This is a genomic window from Klebsiella sp. Lac1 (assembly GCF_009825425.1).
GTDB classification, from domain to species: Bacteria; Pseudomonadota; Gammaproteobacteria; order Enterobacterales; family Enterobacteriaceae; genus Klebsiella; species Klebsiella electrica.
In genome coordinates, this window is record NZ_VJZJ01000003.1 from 571,965 (window position 1) to 595,868 (window position 23,904).

General features: G+C 54.3%; 27 protein-coding genes and 1 other RNA gene. 15 read left to right on the plus strand and 13 right to left on the minus strand.

Features of this window, described 5'->3' with window-relative positions:
- The first annotated feature begins 196 nt into the window (after positions 1-196).
- Positions 197-1,162 (plus strand): TerC family protein, encoded by a 966-nt coding sequence (locus FNY10_RS21725; protein WP_131048501.1) that lies wholly within the window; start codon positions 197-199, stop codon positions 1,160-1,162.
- Between the two features lie 95 nt (positions 1,163-1,257).
- Here the strand turns inward: FNY10_RS21725 and FNY10_RS21730 are convergent, their stop codons facing one another.
- The 3 genes from FNY10_RS21730 to uxaC all read right to left on the minus strand — a co-directional run bounded on the left by FNY10_RS21730 (position 1,258) and on the right by uxaC (position 4,856).
- Positions 1,258-1,812, minus strand: a complete 555-nt coding sequence (locus FNY10_RS21730; RefSeq protein ID WP_100685499.1) for a YgjV family protein — start codon at positions 1,810-1,812, stop codon at positions 1,258-1,260.
- 125 nt (positions 1,813-1,937) lie between these two features.
- Positions 1,938-3,425 (minus strand): UxaA family hydrolase, encoded by a 1,488-nt coding sequence (locus tag FNY10_RS21735; protein ID WP_141963349.1) that lies wholly within the window; start codon positions 3,423-3,425, stop codon positions 1,938-1,940.
- 18 nt (positions 3,426-3,443) lie between these two features.
- Entirely contained in the window at positions 3,444-4,856 is a 1,413-nt protein-coding gene (gene uxaC / locus FNY10_RS21740) for a glucuronate isomerase (protein WP_160704398.1), read from the minus strand.
- Between the two features lie 481 nt (positions 4,857-5,337).
- On the opposite strand from uxaC, the gene FNY10_RS21745 reads away from it, so the two are divergent.
- The 11 genes from FNY10_RS21745 to FNY10_RS21795 all read left to right on the plus strand — a co-directional run bounded on the left by FNY10_RS21745 (position 5,338) and on the right by FNY10_RS21795 (position 12,742).
- Positions 5,338-6,639 (plus strand): MFS transporter, encoded by a 1,302-nt coding sequence (locus FNY10_RS21745; protein WP_100685502.1) that lies wholly within the window; start codon positions 5,338-5,340, stop codon positions 6,637-6,639.
- 129 nt (positions 6,640-6,768) lie between these two features.
- Positions 6,769-7,545, plus strand: a complete 777-nt coding sequence (gene exuR, locus FNY10_RS21750; RefSeq protein WP_100685503.1) for a transcriptional regulator ExuR — start codon at positions 6,769-6,771, stop codon at positions 7,543-7,545.
- A 336-nt stretch (positions 7,546-7,881) separates the two neighbouring features.
- On the plus strand, positions 7,882-8,544 hold the full coding sequence (gene yqjA, locus FNY10_RS21755; protein WP_100685504.1) for a DedA family general envelope maintenance protein YqjA: 663 nt from the start codon (positions 7,882-7,884) through the stop codon (positions 8,542-8,544).
- A gap of 2 nt (positions 8,545-8,546) precedes the next feature.
- Positions 8,547-8,930 (plus strand): EnvZ/OmpR regulon moderator MzrA, encoded by a 384-nt coding sequence (gene mzrA / locus FNY10_RS21760; RefSeq protein ID WP_160704481.1) that lies wholly within the window; start codon positions 8,547-8,549, stop codon positions 8,928-8,930.
- 149 nt (positions 8,931-9,079) lie between these two features.
- Positions 9,080-9,448 (plus strand): DUF1090 domain-containing protein, encoded by a 369-nt coding sequence (locus tag FNY10_RS21765; RefSeq protein ID WP_100685506.1) that lies wholly within the window; start codon positions 9,080-9,082, stop codon positions 9,446-9,448.
- A gap of 44 nt (positions 9,449-9,492) precedes the next feature.
- Positions 9,493-9,798, plus strand: a complete 306-nt coding sequence (locus FNY10_RS21770) for a DUF883 family protein (protein ID WP_004867946.1) — start codon at positions 9,493-9,495, stop codon at positions 9,796-9,798.
- A 2-nt stretch (positions 9,799-9,800) separates the two neighbouring features.
- A complete protein-coding gene (locus tag FNY10_RS21775; protein WP_131048496.1) occupies positions 9,801-10,199 on the plus strand; it encodes a phage holin family protein in 399 nt (132 codons plus the stop codon).
- Positions 10,196-10,492: a YqjK-like family protein gene (locus FNY10_RS21780; RefSeq protein ID WP_100685509.1), complete on the plus strand. Its 297-nt coding sequence runs from the start codon at positions 10,196-10,198 to the stop codon at positions 10,490-10,492. Before FNY10_RS21775 ends, FNY10_RS21780 begins: the two co-directional genes overlap by 4 nt.
- 297 nt (positions 10,493-10,789) lie before the next feature.
- Positions 10,790-11,182: a DoxX family protein gene (locus FNY10_RS21785; protein WP_004867955.1), complete on the plus strand. Its 393-nt coding sequence runs from the start codon at positions 10,790-10,792 to the stop codon at positions 11,180-11,182.
- 77 nt (positions 11,183-11,259) lie between these two features.
- Positions 11,260-12,246 (plus strand): glutathione S-transferase family protein, encoded by a 987-nt coding sequence (locus FNY10_RS21790; protein WP_160704396.1) that lies wholly within the window; start codon positions 11,260-11,262, stop codon positions 12,244-12,246.
- A gap of 127 nt (positions 12,247-12,373) precedes the next feature.
- The gene (locus FNY10_RS21795; protein WP_100685511.1) at positions 12,374-12,742 is read left to right on the plus strand and encodes a DUF805 domain-containing protein; all 369 of its coding nucleotides are present in this window, start codon (positions 12,374-12,376) and stop codon (positions 12,740-12,742) included.
- Between the two features lie 38 nt (positions 12,743-12,780).
- On the opposite strand, the gene FNY10_RS21800 is transcribed toward FNY10_RS21795, so the two are convergent.
- Positions 12,781-13,677 (minus strand): LysR family transcriptional regulator, encoded by an 897-nt coding sequence (locus tag FNY10_RS21800; protein ID WP_131048494.1) that lies wholly within the window; start codon positions 13,675-13,677, stop codon positions 12,781-12,783.
- A 104-nt stretch (positions 13,678-13,781) separates the two neighbouring features.
- Between FNY10_RS21800 and FNY10_RS21805 the strand changes: the two genes are divergently transcribed.
- Positions 13,782-14,483, plus strand: coding sequence for a pirin family protein (locus FNY10_RS21805; protein WP_131048493.1), 702 nt, complete (start codon positions 13,782-13,784; stop codon positions 14,481-14,483).
- 18 nt (positions 14,484-14,501) lie between these two features.
- Positions 14,502-14,675, plus strand: a complete 174-nt coding sequence (locus FNY10_RS26670; protein ID WP_227699467.1) for a hypothetical protein — start codon at positions 14,502-14,504, stop codon at positions 14,673-14,675.
- 194 nt (positions 14,676-14,869) lie between these two features.
- On the opposite strand, the gene FNY10_RS21810 is transcribed toward FNY10_RS26670, so the two are convergent.
- The 9 genes from FNY10_RS21810 to garL all read right to left on the minus strand — a co-directional run bounded on the left by FNY10_RS21810 (position 14,870) and on the right by garL (position 21,818).
- Entirely contained in the window at positions 14,870-15,286 is a 417-nt protein-coding gene (locus tag FNY10_RS21810) for a hypothetical protein (RefSeq protein ID WP_160704394.1), read from the minus strand.
- The gene (locus FNY10_RS21815; protein WP_227699460.1) at positions 15,276-15,773 is read right to left on the minus strand and encodes a hypothetical protein; all 498 of its coding nucleotides are present in this window, start codon (positions 15,771-15,773) and stop codon (positions 15,276-15,278) included. The genes FNY10_RS21810 and FNY10_RS21815 overlap by 11 nt, the downstream gene beginning before the upstream one ends.
- Before the next feature lie 88 nt (positions 15,774-15,861).
- On the minus strand, positions 15,862-16,113 hold the full coding sequence (locus FNY10_RS21820; protein ID WP_160704392.1) for a hypothetical protein: 252 nt from the start codon (positions 16,111-16,113) through the stop codon (positions 15,862-15,864).
- Positions 16,113-17,651 carry a colicin E3/pyocin S6 family cytotoxin gene (locus tag FNY10_RS21825; protein ID WP_160704390.1) on the minus strand — a complete coding sequence of 513 codons (1,539 nt, stop codon included), beginning with the start codon at positions 17,649-17,651 and terminating at the stop codon, positions 16,113-16,115. Before FNY10_RS21825 ends, FNY10_RS21820 begins: the two co-directional genes overlap by 1 nt.
- 10 nt (positions 17,652-17,661) lie before the next feature.
- On the minus strand, positions 17,662-18,123 hold the full coding sequence (locus tag FNY10_RS21830; protein WP_227521314.1) for a hypothetical protein: 462 nt from the start codon (positions 18,121-18,123) through the stop codon (positions 17,662-17,664).
- Positions 18,124-18,514: 391 nt separating this feature from the next.
- Positions 18,515-18,891, minus strand: an RNA gene (gene rnpB, locus FNY10_RS21835) — RNase P RNA component class A.
- A 32-nt stretch (positions 18,892-18,923) separates the two neighbouring features.
- The gene (garK, locus tag FNY10_RS21840) at positions 18,924-20,069 is read right to left on the minus strand and encodes a glycerate 2-kinase (protein ID WP_131048492.1); all 1,146 of its coding nucleotides are present in this window, start codon (positions 20,067-20,069) and stop codon (positions 18,924-18,926) included.
- A 61-nt stretch (positions 20,070-20,130) separates the two neighbouring features.
- A complete protein-coding gene (gene garR, locus FNY10_RS21845; RefSeq protein ID WP_160704388.1) occupies positions 20,131-21,021 on the minus strand; it encodes a 2-hydroxy-3-oxopropionate reductase in 891 nt (296 codons plus the stop codon).
- Positions 21,022-21,047: 26 nt separating this feature from the next.
- The gene (gene garL / locus FNY10_RS21850; protein ID WP_100685519.1) at positions 21,048-21,818 is read right to left on the minus strand and encodes a 2-dehydro-3-deoxyglucarate aldolase; all 771 of its coding nucleotides are present in this window, start codon (positions 21,816-21,818) and stop codon (positions 21,048-21,050) included.
- A 507-nt stretch (positions 21,819-22,325) separates the two neighbouring features.
- Here garL and garD point away from each other — a divergent pair.
- The gene (garD, locus tag FNY10_RS21855; RefSeq protein WP_141963337.1) at positions 22,326-23,897 is read left to right on the plus strand and encodes a galactarate dehydratase; all 1,572 of its coding nucleotides are present in this window, start codon (positions 22,326-22,328) and stop codon (positions 23,895-23,897) included.
- Positions 23,898-23,904 lie beyond the last annotated feature (7 nt).

A 23,904-nucleotide genomic window follows, 5' to 3' on the forward strand; every position in this document is an offset into this window, starting at 1 on the left:
TGCCGGTGGATCGTCATTACGATGCGTGCAAAGCCGCATCCGGTCGCCGGGCAATAATAAAAGGTCCTGCCGTTATCGCGCGCTTCTTTTATTGTTGTAAGTGAGACCTTGCCGGAAGGCGAGGTCTATGCATAAACACGCAACGGCTGCCGTCTTCCGACGTCAGCCGTTTTGTTTTTATGTAAGGAATTAAGTAATGAATACTGTCGGCACACCGTTGTTATGGGGCGGATTCGCCGTGATCGTGGTGATCATGTTAGCCATCGATCTGCTTCTTCAGGGACGGCGTGGGGCGCATGGCATGACCATGAAACAGGCCGCGGGTTGGTCAATTCTCTGGGTCACGCTCTCCCTTCTCTTTAACGCCGCTTTCTGGTGGTATCTGGCGCAAACCGCAGGCCGCGCCGTCGCCGATCCGCAGGCGCTGGCTTTCCTTACCGGCTATCTGATTGAAAAAGCGCTGGCCGTGGACAATGTCTTTGTCTGGCTGATGCTGTTCAGCTACTTCTCCGTGCCGCCTGCGCTGCAGCGCCGGGTACTGGTTTACGGCGTACTGGGCGCGATCGTGCTGCGTACGGGAATGATCTTTGGCGGCAGCTGGCTCATTTCCCAGTTCGAGTGGTTGCTCTATCTCTTCGGCGCTTTCCTGCTGTTTACCGGCGTGAAGATGGCGCTGGCGAAAGAGGATGATGCCGACATCGGCGACAAACCGCTGGTACGCTGGATCCGCAGCCACCTGCGGATGACCGATAAGATTGAAGGCGAGCGCTTCTTTACGCGGCAAAACGGCGTCCTGTTCGCCACGCCGCTGCTGCTGGTGCTGATCCTGGTCGAACTGAGCGACGTGATTTTCGCGGTCGATAGTATCCCGGCAATCTTCGCCGTCACCACCGATCCGTTTATCGTGCTGACGTCGAACCTGTTCGCGATCCTCGGCCTGCGCGCCATGTACTTCCTGCTGGCTGGCGTCGCAGAGCGCTTCTCCATGCTGAAATATGGTCTGTCGATCATTCTGGTCTTTATCGGTATCAAGATGCTGATCGTCGACGTCTACCATATCCCGATTGGCGTCTCGCTCGGCGTGGTTGGCGGTATTCTGGCGCTGACGCTGCTGATTAACGCCTGGGTCAATCAGCAACACGACAAGCAAAAACAGCGGTAATCAGCGACAACATGGCCGGGGGAGACCGTTTTCACCCGGCCCGTTGCTCCCGCAGGCCTGGCAAATATGGACGATGGCGGACAAAACCGCCGCATTTAGCGCGCAGGAGGGGTCTCTTCCTGCACGCTCCTTTCCACTTTAAACGGATCGATACCACGCTTTTGCATCCGCCGGAAGCGCACGATATTCAGGCCGTTCATCACCAGAAAGCTCCCTTCAATTAACGTGCCGCCGATCGACCCCAGCCAGAAGTTATGCATAACCCAGCAGGCGGTCGCACACCACATCACACAGCGAACGGTCAGCCCCCGACAGCGAAAGAGTGCCCAGGTGCTGGCAAGCGTCGCAATAATGGGCAATAGCTCCATCGCATGCTGGATTTTTGCCAGTCCAAACACCAGCGTGAGCACAATAAAAACGGCCATCACCCAGAGCTTACGGGTACGCATCGAGACAAGGGTTCGTATGGTATTCAGCTCGGCGCTTATCCCCGCCGGGTACGCTCCCATCAAAAAGAAGTGCACGCCGATGGTTGCGCTATAGACCGCCAGCTGTAGTTTAAATCGACGCTCGTCGCGATTGATAAAAGTGGTGATACCGATCAGAAAGGCGATGACGCCAACGCCCTGGGCCAGCCAATACGCGGTCATGGGAAGTCCTTATCAGGAAATACACAAACAAACGGCGCTCCATATTATGAAACGCCGTTTTTAACAGCAACGATAATGCTACCCTCAACAGACCAGGGGCAACGGCAGGGGATAATAGCGGGTTCCTACAACGTTACGCCACTCTTAAAGATAGCCAGCTCACGGAAGTCATTACGCTCATTGCAGGTCGGTTTGCCATTGACGATATCAACGAGGGTATCCACGAACTCTTCCAGCAGTTGAGGCATCGCTTTACCGTGAATCAGTTGGCCGGCGTCGAAATCGATCCAGTGTTTCTTTTTCGCCGCCAGCTCGCTGTTGGTCGAGATTTTCACCGTCGGCACGAAACCGCCGTAAGGCGTGCCGCGACCGGTGCTGAACAGCACCATATGACAGCCCGCGCCGGCCAGCGCGCTGGTGGCCACCGCATCGTTGCCCGGCGCGCTCAGCAGGTTGAGGCCATGCACTTTTAAACGTTCGCCATAGCGCAGGACATCCACCACCTCGCTGGAGCCCGCTTTCTGCGTACAGCCCAGCGACTTATCCTCCAGCGTGGTGATCCCGCCCGCCTTATTCCCCGGCGACGGGTTCTCGTAAATCGGCTGGTTATGCGCAATGAAGTACTGCTTAAAGTCATTGACCATCGTCACCAGCTTGTCGAAGGTCTTTTCATCGCGGCAGTGGCTCATCAGCAGCTGCTCGGCGCCGAACATTTCCGGAACTTCCGTCAGCACAGTGGTGCCACCGTTGGCTATCAGGTAATCCGAGAAGCGTCCCAGCATCGGGTTCGCGGTAATCCCCGACAGGCCATCTGAACCGCCGCACTCGAGGCCAAACTTCAGCTCACTCAGTTTGCCTGGCTCACGTCTGTCGTGACGCATCACCTCATAAAGCTGATGCAGATGCTCCACTCCCGCTTCCACTTCGTCGTCCTGCTTCTGGCAGATCATAAAGTGAACGCGCTGCGGATCGAACTCGCCAAGGGTTTCGCGGAACGCGTCGACCTGGTTGTTCTCGCAACCGAGGCCAATCACCAGCACGGCCCCGGCGTTCGGGTGACGCACCATGTTTTGCAACATGGTACGGGTATTGATGTGATCATCCCCCAGCTGCGAGCAGCCGTAAGTGTGATTGAAGAGGAAGACGCCATCGGTGCCTTCCGCTTCGTTGGTCTCTTTCAGAAACCGGTTCTGAATCTGACGGGCGATACCGTTGACACAGCCGACGGTCGGCAGGATCCAGAGTTCATTGCGCACCCCGACCTCACCGTTAGCACGACGATAGAGCTGCACGTCGCGGTCGGCCGGCTGCGCCGACGGCCCGGCAAGATCCGGTTGATAGCGATACTCGTCAAGGTCGCTCAGGTTGGTTCGCGTATTATGGGCATGAATATGCTCCCCAGGCGCAATATCCGCCAGCGCATGACCAATGGGCAGACCATACTTGATGACGTTTTCACCCTTCGCAATCGCGCGTAGCGCGAACTTATGACCACGTACCACGTCCTGGCTTAAGGTAACTGCATCATCATCAATGGTGACCTGGGTACCCGCCGCCATATCTGCTAACGCGACAGCAACGTTATCCTGCGAATGGATTTTAATGTATTGCATAACAACCGGCCTCTGGTCTTAATTCAATTCAATCGCGAAGTAATCACGCGCATTGTTAAAGCAGATATTTTTCACCATCTCGCCGAGCAGCTGAATATCCGCCGGCGCTTCGCCCGCGGCAACCCAGCGGCCGATCATCTGGCACAGAATGCGGCGGAAATACTCATGACGGGTGTAGGACAAGAAGCTGCGGCTGTCGGTCAGCATGCCGACGAAACGGCTGAGCAGACCAAGCTGAGCCAGCTGGGTCAGCTGACGCTCCATGCCGTCTTTCTGATCGTTGAACCACCAGCCGGAGCCGAACTGCATCTTGCCCGGCATCCCTTCTCCCTGGAAGTTGCCGATCATCGTACCCAGCACTTCGTTATCGCGCGGATTCAGGCAGTAAAGAATGGTTTTCGGCAGCAGGTTTTCTTCATTCTGCTTGCTCAGCAGACGGGACAGCGCTTCCGCCATTGGACGATCGTTGATGGAATCAAAGCCAACATCCGGCCCTAACAGTTTGAACTGACGCTGGTTATTGTTGCGCAGCGCGCCAATGTGATACTGCTGCACCCAGCCACGACGGGCGTATTCTGCGCCGAGGAAGACCAGCACGGCCGTTTTAAACTGCGCAACGTCATGCTCATTCAACGCTGAACCGGCCAGGCGGCGAGCAAGGATGCTATCGAGTTCGGCTTCGCTGGCTTCGGCAAACAGCACCACATCCAGCGCATGATCGGAGACTTTACAGCCGTGCGCGGCGAAGTGATCCAGACGTTTCATCAGCGCAGCCTGCAGATCGGCAAAGCGACGGATATCGGTATCCGAGACTTCACCCAGCTTCGCCATATAGTCGTTAAACGTCGCCTGCTCAATGTTGAACGCTTTATCCGGACGCCAGCTTGGTAGCACTTTGGTGGTGAAGGTCGTCTCTTTCGCCACCGCCGCATGATGTTCCAGCGAATCAATCGGATCATCGGTGGTGCCGACCATTTTCACGTTCATTTGCGTCATGATGCCGCGGGCGGAGAAGCTCTGCTGGGCCAGCAGATCGTTACACTGATTCCAGATTTCATCCGCGGTGGACGGGGAGAGCAGCTTACCGGTAATACCAAACGGGCGGCGCAGCTCCAGATGTGTCCAGTGATAAAGCGGGTTGCCGATCGTATGCGGTACGGTTGCCGCCCATGCGTCAAACTTCTCGCGGTCCGAGGCATCGCCGGTACACAGGCGCTCGGCCACGCCATTGGTGCGCATCGCGCGCCATTTGTAGTGGTCGCCTTTCAGCCAGATGTCATACAGATTTTGAAAGCGATAATTTTCGGCAATCTGCTGCGGCGGCAGGTGGCAGTGATAGTCGAAAATCGGCTGGTCTTTGGCGTAGTCGTGGTACAAACGGCGGGCAAACTCGGTATCAAGCAGAAAATCTTCGGTCATAAATGGTGTCATTTTCATTTCCTCTTCGCCCCATTGAGGAGCCCTTCAGATGATTGACGATCATGCTGACAAAGTTATCACACCAATTTCCACAGGCCGAAATCTTTTTCGTGAGTTAGATCAATAAACGCTGACAAAAAAAGTCTCCTTTCTGGCGTAAACCCTTGCGCAAGCCGCGCCAGTACTGGCTTTGCTCGCAAGAAATAATACCCCCATGAACTTTCCCACTTTTGTGACAGTACTCAACCTTTAAAGTTGTATGACAAGTTATCTTTCTGCCGTCGCAACATATAAACCACAGGAATGTACTGGCGATGATTCATTACATCGCATTGACCGGTATGGATACCGAATTGAGCAAAACAATTAATGGCAAGGTTCGGGCCATATGGGTTTTCCCTGCTGGGCCCTCCGTTTCTCCTTCTCAACCCTGCTACAGGGTTTGAAGATGGCCGCACGCGCTGCGGAGATATAACAAACGATGAGGTTTTACATGCGTAAAATTAAAGGGTTACGTTGGTACATGATCGCACTGGTGACAATGGGCACCGTGCTGGGTTACCTGACACGTAACACTGTGGCTGCGGCTGCGCCAACTCTGATGGAAGAGTTACACATCTCCACCCAACAGTATTCCTATATCATCGCAGCCTATTCAGCTGCTTATACCGTCATGCAGCCGGTGGCGGGCTACGTCCTTGATGTACTGGGCACGAAGATCGGCTATGCCTTCTTCGCTATCGCGTGGGCCGTTTTCTGTGGTTCAACGGCGCTGGCGGGCAGTTGGGGCGGATTAGCGCTGGCTCGTGGCGCGGTCGGCGCAGCGGAAGCGGCGATGATCCCGGCAGGCCTGAAGGCCAGCTCCGAATGGTTCCCGGCAAGAGAACGTTCTATTGCCGTGGGTTACTTCAACGTCGGCTCTTCAATCGGCGCGATGATCGCCCCGCCGCTGGTGGTCTGGGCGATTGTAATGCACAGCTGGCAGATGGCGTTTATTATCTCCGGTGTCTTAAGCTTTATCTGGGCAATGGCGTGGCTGGTCTTCTATAAACACCCCCGCGACCAGAAAAAATTAACCACCGAAGAGCGCGACTACATCATCGGCGGTCAGGAATCACAGCACCAGACCAACAACAGCAAGAAAATGTCGCCGTGGCAGATCCTGCGCAACCGCCAGTTCTGGGGCATCGCCCTGCCGCGCTTCCTGGCCGAGCCAGCCTGGGGGACCTTCAACGCCTGGATCCCGCTGTTCATGTTTAAAGTCTATGGCTTTAACCTGAAAGAAATCGCCATGTTCGCGTGGATGCCAATGCTGTTTGCCGATCTGGGCTGCATTGTTGGTGGCTATCTGCCGCCGCTGTTCCAGCGCTGGTTTGGGGTTAACCTGATTGTGTCGCGTAAAATGGTCGTGACCATGGGCGCACTGCTGATGATTGGCCCGGGGATGATCGGCCTGTTTACCAGCCCGTTCGTGGCTATCGCCCTGCTGTGCGTCGGCGGCTTTGCACACCAGGCGCTGTCCGGAGCGCTGATTACGCTCTCTTCTGACGTATTTGGCCGTAACGAAGTGGCTACGGCAAACGGCCTGACCGGTATGGCGGCCTGGATGGCGAGCACCATGTTCGCCCTGGTGGTTGGCGCTCTGGCGGATACCATCGGTTTCAGCCCGCTGTTCGCCGTACTGGCGGTCTTCGATCTGCTGGGCGCCCTTGTCATCTGGACCGTTCTGAAGAACAAGTCGGCCGATGACGACGCCCCACCGCTCAAAACGACTAAGCCGGCGACGCAAAACTAGCCCTGATATAGTGAGAAAGGTTGACCAGGCCGCCTCTTCGAAGGCGGCTTTTTCATGCCTTAATGTGGTGAGATGCGGGTAAAAGTGGTATAACAAATCCAATATTGTCGCCATCTTCCGGGAGTGAATATGGAAATCACAGAACCGCGTCGTTTGTATCAGCAGCTTGCTGCCGAGCTGAAGGCGCGCATTGAACAAGGTGTCTACCTTGTGGGCGATAAGCTGCCTGCAGAGCGTTTTATCGCCGATGAAAAGAGCGTCAGCCGCACCGTGGTTCGCGAAGCCATTATCATGCTGGAAGTGGAAGGCTATGTGGAGGTGCGCAAGGGCTCCGGCATCCACGTCATCTCCAACCATCCGAAGCATCAGCAGGCGGTTGATGAAACCCTGGAGTTCGCCAGCTACGGTCCCTTTGAGCTGCTGCAGGCGCGTCAGCTGATTGAAAGCAATATTGCCGAATTCGCCGCCACCCAGGTGACCAAGCAGGACATCATGAAGCTGATGGAGATTCAGGAGAAGGCGCGTAAAGAGAAATGTTTCCGCGATTCGGAATGGGATCTCCAGTTTCACGTCCAGGTGGCCCTGGCGACGCAAAATACGGCATTAGCCGCTATTGTTGAAAAAATGTGGACCCAGCGCGTGCATAACCCGTACTGGAAAAAGCTCCATGACCATATCGACCTGCGCACGGTGGATAACTGGTGCGACGATCATGACCAAATTCTGAAGGCGCTGATTCGCAAAGATCCGCACGCGGCGAAACTGGCCATGTGGCAGCACCTGGAGAACACTAAGCTGATGTTGTTCAACGAAACCAGCGACGATTTTGAATTCAATGCCGACCGCTATTTGTTTGCAGAAAATCCGGTCGTTCACCTCGATACCGCCGCCAACGGCGCAAAATAAGCGGTTATCTTCATTTCAGGCAGGCGGCCAGCGCCTGCCCGCAACCCCGCCAGGGTAAGCAAACATCTATAGTGTCAGCCTGTGTAAAGACACTCGCCACCCGCCGCCGCAATCAGCAAAATCAACCCGCATCTGACTGCAATTTTTCTGACGTAAACTCAGTGCATTTGTTACAATTAGATGCATTTTGACGTTCTGAAGCGAGCTTGCGCTGATTTCACTTTTAACAGGGAACCGTTCAGAACGCACCGACAGCGACCCTAATCGAATAAGAATCTATATCGCTATACACACTGCGTTCAGGCATAACGTTAACCGCTGTACCAGGAATCGTGAATGGAACTATTAACCCAATTGTTGAATGCTTTATGGAGCCAGGACTACGAGACCCTCGCGAATCCCTCCATGATTGGCATGCTTTATTTTGCCTTATTTATGATTTTATTCCTTGAAAACGGCCTGCTTCCCGCCGCCTTTTTACCCGGCGACAGCCTGCTGGTGCTGGTCGGCGTTCTGATAGCTAAAGGCGCAATGGGTTTTCCGGAAACCCTGCTTCTGCTGACGACGGCAGCCAGCCTGGGGTGTTGGCTCAGCTATATTCAGGGCCGCTGGCTCGGCAATACGCGGATTGTGCAAAACTGGCTTTCACATTTGCCCTCCCACTACCACCAGCGCGCGCATCACCTGTTTCATAAACACGGGCTCTCCGCCCTGTTGATGGGCCGTTTTATCGCTTTCGTTCGTACGCTGCTGCCGACTATTGCCGGACTTTCAGGTCTGAGCAATGCCCGCTTCCAGTTCTTTAACTGGATGAGCGGTCTGCTGTGGGTTCTGATTCTGACTTCCCTGGGTTACCTGCTGGGTAAAACCCCGGTGTTCCTCAAATATGAGGATCAGCTGATGTCCTGCCTGATGCTGCTGCCGGTCGTGCTGCTGGTATTTGGCTTAATCGGCTCGTTAGTGGTCCTGTGGAAGAAAAAATACAGAAGCCGGAGCTGATGATGGCCATAAAAAGCCTCTCCCGATGCCGGATTAGCTGGCTGCTGGGCGGTTCTGTTTTTTTGTGCGCGCTGATCTGGCTATGGCTGGCGGCGCAGCAACAGGAATCAACCCTGACTATCCACCCTGTCTCCCGGAGCGTTAGCATACCTGACGGTTTTTCCGTCTGGCATCATCTTGACGCCAACGGGATTCGTTTTAAAAGTATCACTCCGCAAGAAGACGGCCTGTTGATTAAATTTGATTCCAACGCCCAGGGCATCGCCGCAAAAGAAGTGTTGGGCCGCGCCCTGCCACATGGTTATATTATTGCTTTGCTGGAGGACGAGAATACGCCGACAGCATGGCTCTCCCGTCTGCGCGATGCGCCACACAGATTTGGATAACCAGCCAAAATTCTGAATATTTTCACGCAGTTTGGTGGTTTCTCGTTTTACTTACTATGCTTAAGACTGCGGGAGCCGCCGGGCTGACGTTTATCGACTGGATCGGGCATATCTCCCGGTATGCCCTCACACAATGGAAGGTAGCATTCATGAAATACCGCATAGCTCTGCTGCTGGTCCTGGGTTCGCTTAGCGCCAGCGCCTTTGCCAACACTCCCTGTCAGGAAAAAGAGCAGGATATTAAGCGTGAGATTAGCTACGCTGAAAAACACCACAATCAGAGCCGTATCGATGGCCTGAATAAGGCACTCAGCCAGGTCAAAGCAAACTGCAGCGACAGCCAGCTCAGAGCCGCTCATCAGCAAAAAATCGCCAGACAGCGTGAAGAGATTGCTGAACGTCAGCGCGACCTGAAGGAAGCCCGGAAAAAAGGTGATGCGGATAAAATCAGCAAGCGCCAGCACAAACTTGATGAAGCGCAGCAAGAGCTGAAAACGCTCGAGTCGCGTGATTACTAGTGAGTTACTTTTTACGTTATGGACCCACTCTACAGGAGAGAAAGATGCCTAAAGACAACGTTGCAGACGATCTGCGTGCAGAACTGAAGACTCTGGCTGATACCCTGGAAGAAGTGCTGAACTCCTCCACGGATAAGTCAAAAGAAGAGATTGGCAAACTGCGTAGCAAGGCAGAAAGCGCGCTGAAGGAAAGCCGCGTCCGTTTGGGTGAAACCAGCGATGCCATCGTCCGACAAACGCGTGAAACCGCCGCCCGCGCCGACGAGTACGTCCGCGAAAATCCGTGGACCGGTGTAGGTATTGGCGCAGCCGTCGGGCTGGTGCTGGGTGTCCTGCTGACGCGTCGTTAATTATGGCGGATTCTCAATACACGCAGGGACCGGGCAAGAGCGTTTTCGGTATTGGCCAGCGGATCATGACGCTGCTGGTTGAAATGGTGGAAACGCGCCTGCGCCTGGTGGTCGTGGAGCTGGAAGAAGAGAAGGCGAACCTCTTCCAGCTGTTTTTGATGCTGGGGCTGACGCTGCTGTTTGCCGCCTTTGGCCTGATGAGCCTGCTGGTTCTGATAATCTGGGCCATCGATCCCCAGTATCGGCTGTATGTGATGATTGCGACCACCGCCGTGCTGCTTCTCAGCGCATTAACTGGCGGCATCTGGACGCTGCGTAAAGCCCGCCGTTCGACTTTCCTGCGCTTGACGCGCAAAGAGCTGGCGGAAGACCGCGCGCTGCTGGAGGAAGAACGCCGATGAGCAGTAAACAGCAACGCGAGCAGCGCAAAGCGCTGCTGTTGCGCGAGATCCAACAGCAGCGGCTGGATTTAATCGCCAGCCGCCGCGACTGGCTTGACGCGACCGCCCCGTTAGACCGCGGCTGGCAAACCTTCCAGCACCTGCGCTCCTGGGCGGTGGTCGGCAGTGGTCTGATGGCCGTCTGGTCCGTTCGTCATCCGCGCTTTTTACTACGCTGGACTAAACGCGGCTTCGGTCTCTGGAGCACCTGGCGCATGGCAAAACGCCTGCTGCGCCAGACATCATCCCTCTAAACCTCTTCCCGTCCCCTACTTTCTTTGTTCCGCGGCGTAAATGCCTCCGTGCATGACGCGGCTCTTCATCGCCACGGCGACCGCCGGCGACGGCGGTCATCCCTGCTCATTGCCCAGGTTACCGCTGTCTGCCGCTCGCAATCACTCAGAATCTTTGATGAAGATCTACAGTTTTCCTTGCTAACAATTCTTTTCGAGCCTCGCTACTATTCTCTCCATCGACAGCAAACCCGCGTAACTACGCAGGATTGCACCAAAAAACAAAATCGCCGCCCTTTGGGTTTTCTGGAGTAAGAAATGAAAAAATTAGAAGATGTTGGTGTACTGGTAGCACGCATTCTGATGCCAATCCTGTTTATCACCGCAGGTTGGGGAAAAATCACCGGTTATGCGGGTACTCAACAATATATGGAAGCCATGGGCGTACCGGGCGCATTACTGCCGTTAACCATTCTGCTGGAGTTCGGCGGCGGTCTGGCGATTCTGTTCGGTTTCCTGACGCGTACCACCGCGCTGTTCACCGCAGGCTTCACCCTGCTGACCGCGTTCCTGTTTCACAGCAACTTTGCTGAAGGCGTGAACTCACTGATGTTCATGAAAAACCTGACCATCGCAGGCGGTTTCCTGCTGCTGGCCATTACCGGTCCAGGCGCATTCAGCATCGACCGCGTGCTGAATAAAAAGTGGTAAGCGCACTATACTGAGTGAAGAACAAAGCGAGGAGATATCTCCTCGCTTTTGCTATCTGAAGCCTGAAGGAGGAAAAAATGGGACAATTAATCGACGGCGTCTGGCACGATACCTGGTACGACACCAAATCCACCGGAGGGCGTTTCAAGCGTTCCGTTTCAGCCTTCCGTAACTGGCTGACTGCCGATGGCGCACCGGGCCCTTCCGGCGACGGCGGCTTTGCTGCAGAAAAAGATCGCTATCATCTGTACGTATCCCTCGCCTGCCCGTGGGCGCACCGCACGTTAATTCTGCGCAAGCTCAAAGGTCTGGATCCTTTCCTTTCCGTCTCGGTAGTACACCCCCTGATGCTGGAAAACGGCTGGACTTTCGACGACGATTTTCCCGAGGCGACCGGCGATACGCTGTATCAACATGAATTCCTCTATCAGCTCTACCTGCACGCCGATCCGCACTACACCGGACGCGTCACGGTGCCGGTGCTGTGGGATAAAAAGCAGCATACGATCGTCAGTAATGAGTCGGCTGAAATCATCCGCATGTTCAACACCGCCTTTGACGGCCTCGGCGCCACCGCCGGCGATTACTACCCGCCCGCGCTGCGCGAAGAGATCGATGCGCTTAACGGTTGGATCTACGACAACGTCAATAACGGCGTCTATAAAGCCGGGTTCGCCACCAGCCAGCAGGCCTATGATGAAGCGGTCGATGCCGTGTTCACCTCGCTGGAGCGCCTGGAACAAATTCTGGGCCAGCATCGCTATCTGACGGGTAGCCAGTTGACCGAGGCCGATATTCGTCTGTGGACAACCCTCGTGCGTTTCGACCCGGTCTACGTGACCCACTTTAAGTGCGACAAACGCCGTATCAGCGATTACCCCAATCTGTATGGTTTCCTGCGCGATATCTACCAGATACCGGGCATTGCGGAAACAGTGAGTTTTCCCCACATCCGCAACCACTACTATCGCAGCCATAAAACGATAAACCCAACCGGGATTATCTCCGTCGGACCTCATCAGGATCTCAGCGAGCCGCACGGCCGGGATCGTCTGTTCCGCTAACCTGCCGGGCGCCATTCCCGGCGCCCGATATTTTCAGATGCTGAATATTTACCCGTCTGCTATTCACGTCTATTCTTATTGCGATCGCTTTAAAAACAAGTGATTGACCGTTAACCGAGGCGTAAAAATGGACTGGTATTTAAAAGTACTGAGAAACTATATTGGATTTGGCGGCCGCGCACGCCGCAAAGAGTACTGGATGTTTATTCTGGTCAACATCATCCTGACCGGCGTACTGAGCATCATCGATAAAATGCTGGGATGGCAACGCGCAGGAGGTGAAGGCATCCTGACGACGATTTATGGCGTGCTGGTCTTTTTACCATGGTGGGCGGTGCAGTTTCGCCGTTTACACGATACGGATCGCTCGGCGTGGTGGCTGTTGCTGCTGCTGATTCCGGTTATTGGCTGGCTTATCATCCTGCTCTTCAATTGCCAGAACGGTACGCCCGGCAACAACCGTTTCGGGCCGGATCCCAAACCCCTGTCATCGTGAAAGATGCGCTCCTCCCGCGGAAGGAGCGCATAGCGGATTTATTTCCCGGCAAACAGCTTAGGGATCTCGCGCAGACACCATGACTTCGCTTCGCCCATGCTGTCGCGGCGCCACGCCATAATGATGTCGATTTCATTGGTATATTCCGGGCTGACAACCCGTAAGCGCCCTTCGGCGATGTCTTTCTCGACCAGCGGATAGGGCATCGTCGCCACCCCCAGCCCTGCCAGCAGAGCCTGACGTTTATCTTCAATGGTACTGACCGTCAAGCGCGGCTGTTTGTCGAGGAGCTGTACCGTCAGAACCGGACGCTCGCGGGCGGTATCGGCCACCGCCACGCCGCGATATTTTACCCGCGTCACCTCGGAAAGCGGCTCCGGCTCCTGGTGAATGGGGTGATCCGGCGCAGCGACATAGACGTTCAGCACCGAATAGAGTTTGCGAGAGTTAATCTCCGATGAGGAACGAAAATGCATGTCCGGGGCGACCACAATATCCGCGCGCCCCTGTTCCAGCCGCTCCCACGCGCCGGCCAGCACTTCGGTAAGCACCGACAGCTGGGTATTTGATTTGGTTGCCAGCTTCTCAATCAGCGGGAAAAAGTCCAGGGTCGGTACCAGGGCTTCGGTCACGATGGTCAGATGCGTTTCCCAGCCGCGCGAAAGCGCTTCGGCATCGGTAGTGAGTTTATCGGCCGCTTCCAGCAACACGCGCCCGCGTTCCAGTAACATCCGCCCAACGTTGGTGAATTTTGTCCGATGTCCTGAGCGGTCAAACAGCACCACATCCAGCTCCTCTTCCAGCTTTTGCATGGTGTAGCTGAGGGCAGAGGGCACTCGTCCGAGTTCATCAGCCGCAGCAGCAAAGCTCCCGCGCCTGTCGATAGCGTCCATTACGCGTAACGCTTCCAGCGTTAATGCTCTCTCTCTGGCCATAGCACTCTCATTCAGGAAATTTGAATATACCGGGCAGAATATCTGGCTAACAATACAGCGTCCATACCTTTACCATTGATTTAGTGTAAAGAGAGGTCAAGAAAATGATTACTACCCGAACAGCCAAACAATGCGGACAAGCAGATTTCGGCTGGCTGCAGGCCCGCTACACCTTTTCCTTTGGACACTACTTTGACCCTAAACTGTTAGGTTACGCGTCTTTACGCGTCCTCAACCAGGAAGTTCTGGCACCCGGCGCGTCGTTTCAACCGCGTACCTACCCGAAAGTCGATATCCTGAACCTGATTCTGGAAGGGGAAGCGGAATATCGTGACAGTGACGGCAACCATGTGCAGGCAAAGGCCGGTGAAGCGCTGCTGATATCCACTCAGCCTGGGGTGAGTTACAGCGAGCACAATCTGAGTAAAGACGGTTCGCTGACGCGGATGCAGCTGTGGCTGGATGCCTGCCCGCAGCGAGAAAATCCGCTGGTGCAGAAAATGGCTATCGCCGGTAGCGGGCAACAGCTGCTCGCGTCGCCTGACGGCGCGCAAAACAGTTTACAGCTGCGTCAGCAGGTGTGGATCCACCATCTCGATCTCGCCAAAGGCGAACAGGTTGATGTCCGGCTCCACGGACCGCGCGCCTACCTGCAATCGATCCATGGAACGGTGCATGCGGTCGCCAATGAAGAAGAAAAACAGGCCCTGACCTGCGGTGACGGAGCGTTTATTCGTGACGAAGCTAACATTACCCTCGTTGCCGACACGCCGTTGCGCGCTTTACTGATAGATTTACCGGTGTAATAACGGGAGTCATGGAGTCTGTCAGTGAGTAAGCATAAGAAGAAAGCAAAGAAAGTCGTATCGTCGCCCGAGCCGCTGTTAACGGAGCCAACGCAGGTCGTCAGTTTTGGTTATGAACAGATGCTCAGCGAACTGGAAGCCATTGTCTCAGAAGCCGAGATGCGGATTCAGGATGAAGAAAGCGCCGCCTGAACGGTCACCTTCGGAAATAGCAAAAAGCCCTGCTTAGCTTATCCTGCGCAGGGCGTTTTTGAATGAGTTGAAGCTGACTGATAAGCCGGCTTCGTTCAACCATACGTCAGGTATCTACGGCGCAGGGGTTGTCTTGTGTCGCAGACTGTATCGCAGTTTGTGTTACAGAGCAAACCCACCGAGTGAAGCTCCTTTCACACCCAGCCATGCCTAATTGCTAACATTTGTAACACACCAATGATAAAAAACAGCAGACTGACAACCGCCAGGTATATCTCCACGTAGAACGGGCCAATAAGCCGTTTTGGTAGGCCACGAATAAAGTCCTTGTCATCGTTTTTGGTCAGGATTGAGCTTTTATTCCACAACAGCGGCACGTATATAAAACTCACTTTTGTGCTGTATGCCACTTTGACATAAAGCGTGTTGACGTTCTCGAACAGCAATACAGCATCGGGCAAACTACCGTATTTTTCTTTATACAGGATGCAGATCTCTTTAAATCTATCCCTGTTCAGAATTGAGGCTATGATACTGGCTATACCGAAGCCGAAAGCAAGTGCTCCAATAATTACTGTTGTCTTGGCGCTAAATAGAACATTAATGGTCATTGCTTGTAACCTCATATAGCGATTCACCAACGAAGCCACCGAACGCTGATGTGGCTTTATCGCTCCCATATGCAATAGCGCCATTTACGCCGAGCGTACAAAGTAATGCTCCGGCACCTGCGGCTTCTATGGTTGCAGCGCCAAGCACTATCGTACAGACGGTATTTGCTGCGGCTGTACCCGCAATTTTTCCAGCTATCGCACCACCGATTAGGCTACCGGAAAACTCACCAATGGAGGTAAATGACGTTTTCGCACAATCTCGCCCCACAGTGCAGGCTTCAGTGATCTTTGCGGCAGTATCCAATGCTGAAAGGCCAATGCCGATCTTCCCGGCTGTTTCCATCCATTTGACGTATTTCGCCAGCTTCTCGATGTGTGTCGCGTAACCTTCGATATCGCTAACGCCTGTTTCATTCCACCGATGAGTGATTGAACGGCTGGAGAGGCCAAGAGCACTTTTCAGGTCAGTGTATTCATTGAACATGAAGCGGTACTTCCACAGAATTGATTATCATCACTTTTCTACATTTCTGGTTGGGTCAGCTAGACTGGTTTGCTTTTTGAGCCAAGTGTCAAATTTCTCCAGCCGAAAGTTGCAGGGTAAGATCACTGGAGTAAAATGTCCTACCTAGCAATACCTCCAAAAGAATGGCTTGTTCTTTGTTGATATTGTAAACACCAATACCATGCATGAAATCAGCTTTATCCTCAGCGTTTAATCCCATAATTTCGGCTAATTTATTGGCATTTTTTTCTGGTATATCGATTTCAAAAAGTAAATTTTCATCTACCTTGCTGTAAGCATCAATTGTGTAAACTATCATTATTTCTCCACCTTTCTGGTTGGATTAGCAGGTTTTGTTTGCTCTCCAGTAATATGATTGAACTCGCCTAAGTGATTGCGACCAGAACGATCATACACCTCGACTGTGCCATGCTGTGAATCCCATTCATAAATTTTCCCCTCAGAATCTTTCCATCTATTTCGCAATTTCCCACCACCTTTCACAGGGGTTTTAGCCTGTGCTTTTTTTGCATCAGGGAATGCCGGCAACGGCGGATTTTCTTTTGGAGGTGTATGGTATTTGTGAGCCGCGTTTAGATAGATATAAACTGGGTCAAAGATCCCGGCTGGATGTACAAGAATATAATCCCGGAAGGAGCGTTCTCCCGGTGCGGGTGTTTCCGTTGACCACGGGCTGTCGATTTCACTTTCCGGGTAAACCAGCACGTTCGGCGGAATGTAGACGTTATCCTGCTTGCCAGTGTTGGAAGGTGAAGCATATCCAGGATCATCTGGTGTCCAGACAATAATCGGTTTAGTTGCACCATCTTCCCAGAATTCGTAATTCCCCGTAGTGGTGTTCTTCTGAAGCATACGCACCGGAACTTTATCCCGCCCGCCTCTGGCGCTGACGTGGAATCCTTTCGGTCTCATGGTGCCGTACTGGTCAGCCTCCCAGCGAAAACGCACGCGGGTTGGAACATCTTCTTTTTTCTGTGCTGCCTGTTCAAGGCGCATCCTGTCGATATAGTCCTGCTCGTCGCTGTTGAGTTTTGGCGAGTAGAACATACCGAATAGAAAAACTGTTGAGGGGTTAGGCGTAATCCAACGACCAGCGGCAGTAAGGTTCCCGCCGATTTTTTGCAATGTCGCATACCCGGCCTCAGTCGTCGCACCTGTCGTAATCCCGGCAGTTGTCGCGGCTCTTGCTGTTGCCGTTCCTGCTGTCACAGCGGCTTTAGTTGTATCCGGGGAACTGAAAAGGCGCTTATACCACGGGCGGTTGTCTTCTGGTGGTGGTGTTGGTTCAGCTGGTTTGTGTTTCTTTGCTGCCTGTGCATGCTGAACGGGTTCTTCTTCTGGTTGTTCCGCTTGAGGAGTTGCACAGTAATAGCCAGCATGACCGAAATTATCAACGGATTCCTGATCGGTCCCTGCGTCGGTGCAACCTTCCCCCCGTAGACAGGATTTTGCAAAGACAGGTAATGCACTCAGCGCTGCCGCAGCGGCGGCGGCGGCTTTATTTACTGGTGGTTCTAAAACACCGAAAGGATCATTGACCTGCACCGTTCCGGGGGCGATAAGGAAGTTTGAGCCCATCGGGCAATCGCAGTGAATGACCGAACCATCTACGGCGACAGCTTCGCCATTCGTTTGTCGGTGATCGCCGGTAATAATTACCCCTACTTCCCCGCATTTCGGGCAAGGTGTGGTCTTATCACCAATGTAGAGTTTTAACTTGCCCATGACCGACATACCGGGGCGAGCGGCAATACATTGTGCGCCTGTTGAGGTTTTATCCCCGTGTAGCCCAACATTTTTACCGTGAACCGTACAGCCTCTGTTTACCGATGCCATAGTGACCGCCTTATTTCAGAAAGTTTTCTGGTAAGGATTCTCCGGCCCGGACTGACCTTCTGACACTTCCCTGAGGGCTACTGATTATTTCGTCGCCGTTATCGAGTGAACTACCAACAAGAGCGACGGAGTCACCAGAAGTATTTCCTGCCCCGGTGCTAATCTTCGCGGAGGCTCCATCCGGATAACGAACCTCATCACCCACAAGAGAAACATTTAGCCGTACACCGCCCTCAATTTCGATCTGCTGCCCGTTGTATTCACTGAAAACCGTTCCTCCATCGCGTGTTAAGCTGCCTTCTGTAGCGACCAGATAAGCGGCTGTAACTGGATGAGCGAGGTTGTAGTCATTTCTTTCAGCGATCAGGCTACGGGCTTCTTCGTTCATTTCCGCGAGCTGCTCAGCTGTGAATGGTGACTGGTCAAAGGCTGCCAGTATTTCGGCGGTAAGTTCATTAGTGTATTGCTGCATAAGTCCCTCTGCTTGTTGTGAATTTTCCCTCATACGTAATCTATTGTACAAATAACGCCCACACCAAGGAAATTATTTTCAATAAAAATAAAACGCAATTTCAAAATATTCGTTGCATGAATATTTCGTAGATTTTCATCCGGTCTGTGAAATATCAAAGAAAGGACTTCATGGATGATGTGATTGTCCCGCTTCAGAGCGGCGGAGGTGAAAGTATCTTGGGTGGGTACGATGATGACTAGTGAAAAAGGGTATTGCTCATTGAACGAGTTGAAGCTAACCGCTAAGCCGCTTTGTTTTAGGGATAGCGTCGTGGACAGTCAGTCATCTTTTTTTATTTCTATGCAATAAGCAAAAACCCCCGCCATTACTGACGGGGGTTTTCGGTGAATGAGGAAGCTGACCGATAAGCCGGGTTCTGTCGTGGACAGTCATTCATCTAGGCCAGCAATCGCTCACTGGCTCAAGCAGCCTACCCGGGTTCAGTACGGGCCGTACCTTGTGAACCCCTATTTGGCCTTGCTCCGGGTGGAGTTTACCGTGCCGCGAACTGTTACCAGTCGCGCGGTGCGCTCTTACCGCACCCTTTCACCCTTACCTGATCCCGCTTGCGCGGGCCATCGGCGGTTTGCTCTCTGTTGCACTGGTCGTGGGTTTCCCCCCCAGGCGTTACCTGGCACCCTGCCCTATGGAGCCCGGACTTTCCTCCCCTCCGCCCGTCTCCCCCGAAGAGGACGACGACGAAGCGGCGACTGTCTGGTCAGCTTCGGCGCGAAGTATAAAAGGTTTACCGCCGGTTGTCATCCTTCCATCACAATCCCGACCTGCAAAGTCGCGGCAACATTCCGTGAAGCGCGATAAATATTGTCCGACGCGCCGCGAAAGGCCTCCTCCAGGCTCGTAATAGTGGTCAGCACGCTGAATACCGCGTCGATGCCATACTGATGTACCACGCCGACATCGCGGGCCAGGCTACCGGCAATACCAATCACCGGCTTATGGTATTTTTTCGCCACGCTCGCGACGCCGACCGGCACCTTACCGCTAATGCTTTGACTGTCGAGCCGTCCTTCACCGGTCACCACCAGCGAACAGTCAAGAATATGCTCTTCCAGATTCAGCGCCTGGGTCACAATCTCAATACCACTACGTAATTCAGCATTCAGAAATGCCATCAGCGCCGCGCCCATGCCGCCTGCGGCACCGGCTCCGGCGACCTCTTTGACATCGACGCGCAGGGTTCGCTTAATGACATCGGCATAGTGCTCAAGATTACGATCCAGCTCGAGTATCATCGCTTGCGTCGCTCCTTTTTGCGGGCCGAAAATCCACGAAGCGCCCGTCTCGCCAGTCAGTGGGTTAGAGACATCGCAGGCCACGCGAATTGAACATCCCTGCAAACGCACATCCAGCGCCGACAGGTCAATCGAATTCAGGCAGGCAAGACTGCCACCGCCGTCGCCAATATCCACGCCGTTCGCGTCGCGAAGCCGCGCGCCCAGCGCCTGCACCATCCCTGCCCCCCCGTCGTTGGTCGCGCTGCCGCCAATGCCAATAATGATATTTCTGGCCCCATGCTCCAGCGCCTGCAAAATCAGCTCACCGGTGCCGCGCGAGGTCGTCAACAGCGGATTACGCTGCGCGGGAGGCACCAGCCCCAGCCCGCTGGCCGCCGCCATTTCAATAAATGCGGTTTGACCATCCCCGGAAAGCCCCCAGCAGGCATCAACCGGTACACCCAGCGGCCCCGTCACACACGCGCTCATTTTGGTTCCCTGGGTCGCGGCGATCATCGCCTCAACGGTCCCTTCTCCGCCATCGGCGAGCGGAACACTCACGTAGAGCGCATCGGGGAAAATCTCCCGAAAACCTTTTTCTATAGCCTGTGCAACCTCAGTGGCCGAGAGACTTTCTTTATACGAGTCTGGGGCGATTACGATTTTCATAGTGATTAGCCTGACAGTGCCGCGCAAGGCAAGAATGACAGGGCGTCCTGCGCCCTTCTTGTTAGCGAGTGACTTCCACTTTCGCCAGTTTTTCGTAGTAACACGCAAGCGCGCTGTGGTCGGCGGTACCCAGACCGTCCGCGCGCAGCGCCTGCATCATCTCCATCACCGCCGCGGTCAGCGGCAGCTGCGCGCCCACCCCGTGGGAGGTGTCCAGCGCATTCGCCAGATCTTTAATATGCAAATCGATACGGAAACCCGGTTTAAAGTTGCGATCCATCACCATGGGCGCTTTGGCATCCAGCACGGTGCTGCCAGCCAGACCGCCGCGGATTGCCTGATACACCAGATCCGGGTTCACGCCAGCTTTGGTCGCCAGGGTCAAGGCTTCAGACATGGCCGCAATATTCAGCGCCACGATCACCTGGTTGGCCAGCTTGGTCACATTACCGGCGCCGATATCGCCGGTATGCACGACAGAGCCCGCCATCGCTTTCAGCAGATCATAATATTGCTCAAAAATCGCTTTATCGCCGCCAACCATGACGGACAGAGTAGCGTCGATGGCTTTCGGCTCGCCGCCGCTGACCGGCGCATCCAGCATATTTACGCCTTTCGCCTTTAGTGCATCGCTGATTTCGCGACTCGCCAGCGGCGCGATAGAGCTCATATCAATCAGCACGGTGCCCGGCTTCGCCCCTTCGATAATGCCGCCGTCGCCCAGCGCCACCTCTTTCACATGCGGGGAGTTCGGCAGCATGGTAATGATCACCTCACACTGTTCAGCTATCGCTTTCGCCGAAGCGGCGGTTTCAGCGCCTGCGGCAATCACTTCTGCGATGGCTTGCGGATTACGATCGGCAACCACCAATGAGTAACCCGCTTTGAGGAGGTTTTTACTCATGGGTTTACCCATGATGCCAAGGCCAATAAAACCAACTTTCATTGTCATGTCTTTCTCTCTTATTCCGGTGACGATTATTTCTTAAAGGAATCAGCCAGTTTCTGCGTGGCGGAGCGGAATACGCCCAGATCGCTGCCGACGGCGACAAAGGTCGCGCCCCATGCCAGATAGCGGCGCGCATCCGCGTCTACCGGCGCCAGAATGCCGCTCGGCTTGCCGTGCTTTTTCGCGCTCGCAAAGATGTGCTGGATAGCCTGCTGGACCTGCGGGTGAGAGGCGTTGCCCAGATGTCCCAGCGCGGCGGCCAGGTCGCTTGGGCCGACAAAAATACCGTCGACGCCCGCCGTAGCGGCAATCGCATCAACGTTGTCCACCCCCTGCTGGCTTTCAATTTGCACAAGGATGGTGATGTTTTGGTTCGACTGCGCGAAGTAATCCGGCACCGTGCCAAACATGTTGGCGCGGTGCGACACGGAGACGCCGCGAATCCCTTCCGGCGGATAGCGCGTGGCGGCGACGGCGTTGATCGCTTCTTCTTCGCTTTCCACGAACGGGATCAGAAAGTTATAGAAACCAATATCCAGCAGGCGCTTAATGATCACCGGTTCGTTGGTCGGTACGCGCACAACCGGCGCGCTGACGCTGCCTTTCAGCGCCATCAGTTGGGGGATAAAGGTAGAGATATCGTTCGGCGCATGTTCGCCGTCCAGCACCAGCCAGTCGAAACCGGCCAGGCCTAATACTTCGGTGCTGATGGGGCTGGCCAGAGCGGACCAGCAGCCAATTTGAATCTGATGCGCCGCCAGCGCCGCCTTAAATTTGTTGGGAAAGATATCGTTATTCATCACTTATACCTTGTCGCTTAACCGTTAATTATTTCTGCAGTTCCATATATTGAATGTCGCCGACAATAAACGGGGGATAATTCATTGCCATCAGGCCAGACATCCGCCGAAGATTCGCGCTGCGTTGAATCAGAGCCTGTCGCTTCATTTATTTATTATTGGCGGATCTCTTAATGTATAAACCGCGATCAGAAGCATATATTTACTCATCCGGCGCATAGCAAGCATGACTCAGTATAATCAGCCCACGACAATAGAACACCGTGCATAAACCCCATAAAATTGAATAAATAATCATTAAAATTGTGCATACGCCATAATCAGTGGGCGCTGATGCACAGTTCCATGGATTGCCCCCGGCAGCGGATTTGCTCCCGCAACAATGAGTGACTGGGATCACACATCTCAAGCAAAACACCTGACATTCTTGGCCCAGGAAATTCGTTCATCAGAAACTGAATAGCCGTTTTATTTTATTATTCGCACCTTGCTGGAGAATACTGGACAATGGCTGACATTGAAATCAGACAAGAATCGCCGACGGCGTTTTATATAAAAGTACACGAGACGGATAATGTAGCGATTATTGTTAACGATCGAGGTTTAAAGGCCGGAACGCGTTTCCCTGATGGGCTAACGCTCATCGAGCATATTCCGCAAGGTCACAAAGTGGCATTGGTTGATATTCCCGTGCACGGTGAAATCCTCCGCTATGGCGAAGTCATTGGCTACGCGGTGCGTGATATCCCGCAGGGTAGCTGGATTGACGAATCGCTGGTCGAACTGCCGAAGGCGCCGCCGCTGAACACGCTGCCGTTGGCAAACAAAATTCCGCAGCCTTTGCCTGCGCTGACCGGCTACACCTTTGAAGGGTATCGCAACACCGATGGCAGCGTCGGAACCAGAAACCTGCTCGGTATCACGACCAGCGTGCACTGCGTCGCCGGCGTCGTCGATTATGTGGTGAAAATTATTGAACGAGACCTGCTGCCGAAATACCCGAATGTCGACGGCGTGGTCGCTCTCAACCACCTGTATGGCTGCGGCGTGGCGATCAACGCCCCGGCCGCCGTGATCCCCATTCGCACAATCCATAACCTCGCGCTGAACCCCAATTTCGGCGGTGAAGTCATGGTGGTGGGGCTCGGCTGTGAAAAGCTCCAGCCGGAACGCCTGCTTCAGGGCAGCGAGGATGTCGAGCCCGTCGCCGTCGACAGCGCCAGTATCATCCGCCTGCAGGATGAACAGCATGTCGGGTTCCAGTCAATGGTTGACGATATTTTGCAGGTAGCGGAACAACATCTGGCAAAACTGAATGCCCGTCAGCGTGAAACCTGTCCGGCTTCTGAACTGGTGGTGGGCATGCAGTGCGGCGGCAGCGATGCCTTTTCCGGGGTGACCGCCAACCCGGCGGTCGGCTATGCCTCCGACCTGCTGGTCCGCTGTGGCGCAACCGTCATGTTTTCTGAGGTGACTGAAGTTCGCGATGCTATCCATCTGCTGACGCCGCGGGCCATCAACGAAGAAGTGGGTAAGCGTCTGCTCGAAGAGATGGCCTGGTACGATAACTATCTCGATTCAGGTCAAACCGATCGCAGCGCCAACCCTTCCCCCGGCAATAAGAAAGGCGGCCTGGCGAACGTGGTGGAAAAAGCACTGGGCTCGATCGCCAAATCCGGCAAGAGCGCGATTGCCGAGGTCCTCTCACCGGGTCAACGCCCAACCAAACGCGGCCTGATCTTCGCAGCGACGCCGGCCAGCGACTTTGTCTGCGGCACTCAGCAGGTTGCTTCCGGGATTACGGTCCAGGTGTTTACAACCGGGCGCGGCACGCCATATGGCCTGGCCGCCGTGCCGGTCATCAAGATGGCAACCCGTACCGAGCTGGCAAACCGCTGGTATGACTTAATGGATATCAACGCCGGGACTATCGCCACCGGCGAAGAGACGATTGAAGAGGTTGGCCAGAAGCTGTTCGGGTTGATTCTTGATGTCGCCAGCGGCCGCAAGCAAACCTTCTCCGATCGGTGGGGCCTGCATAATCAACTGGCGGTCTTTAATCCGGCGCCGGTGACCTGATTGCCCG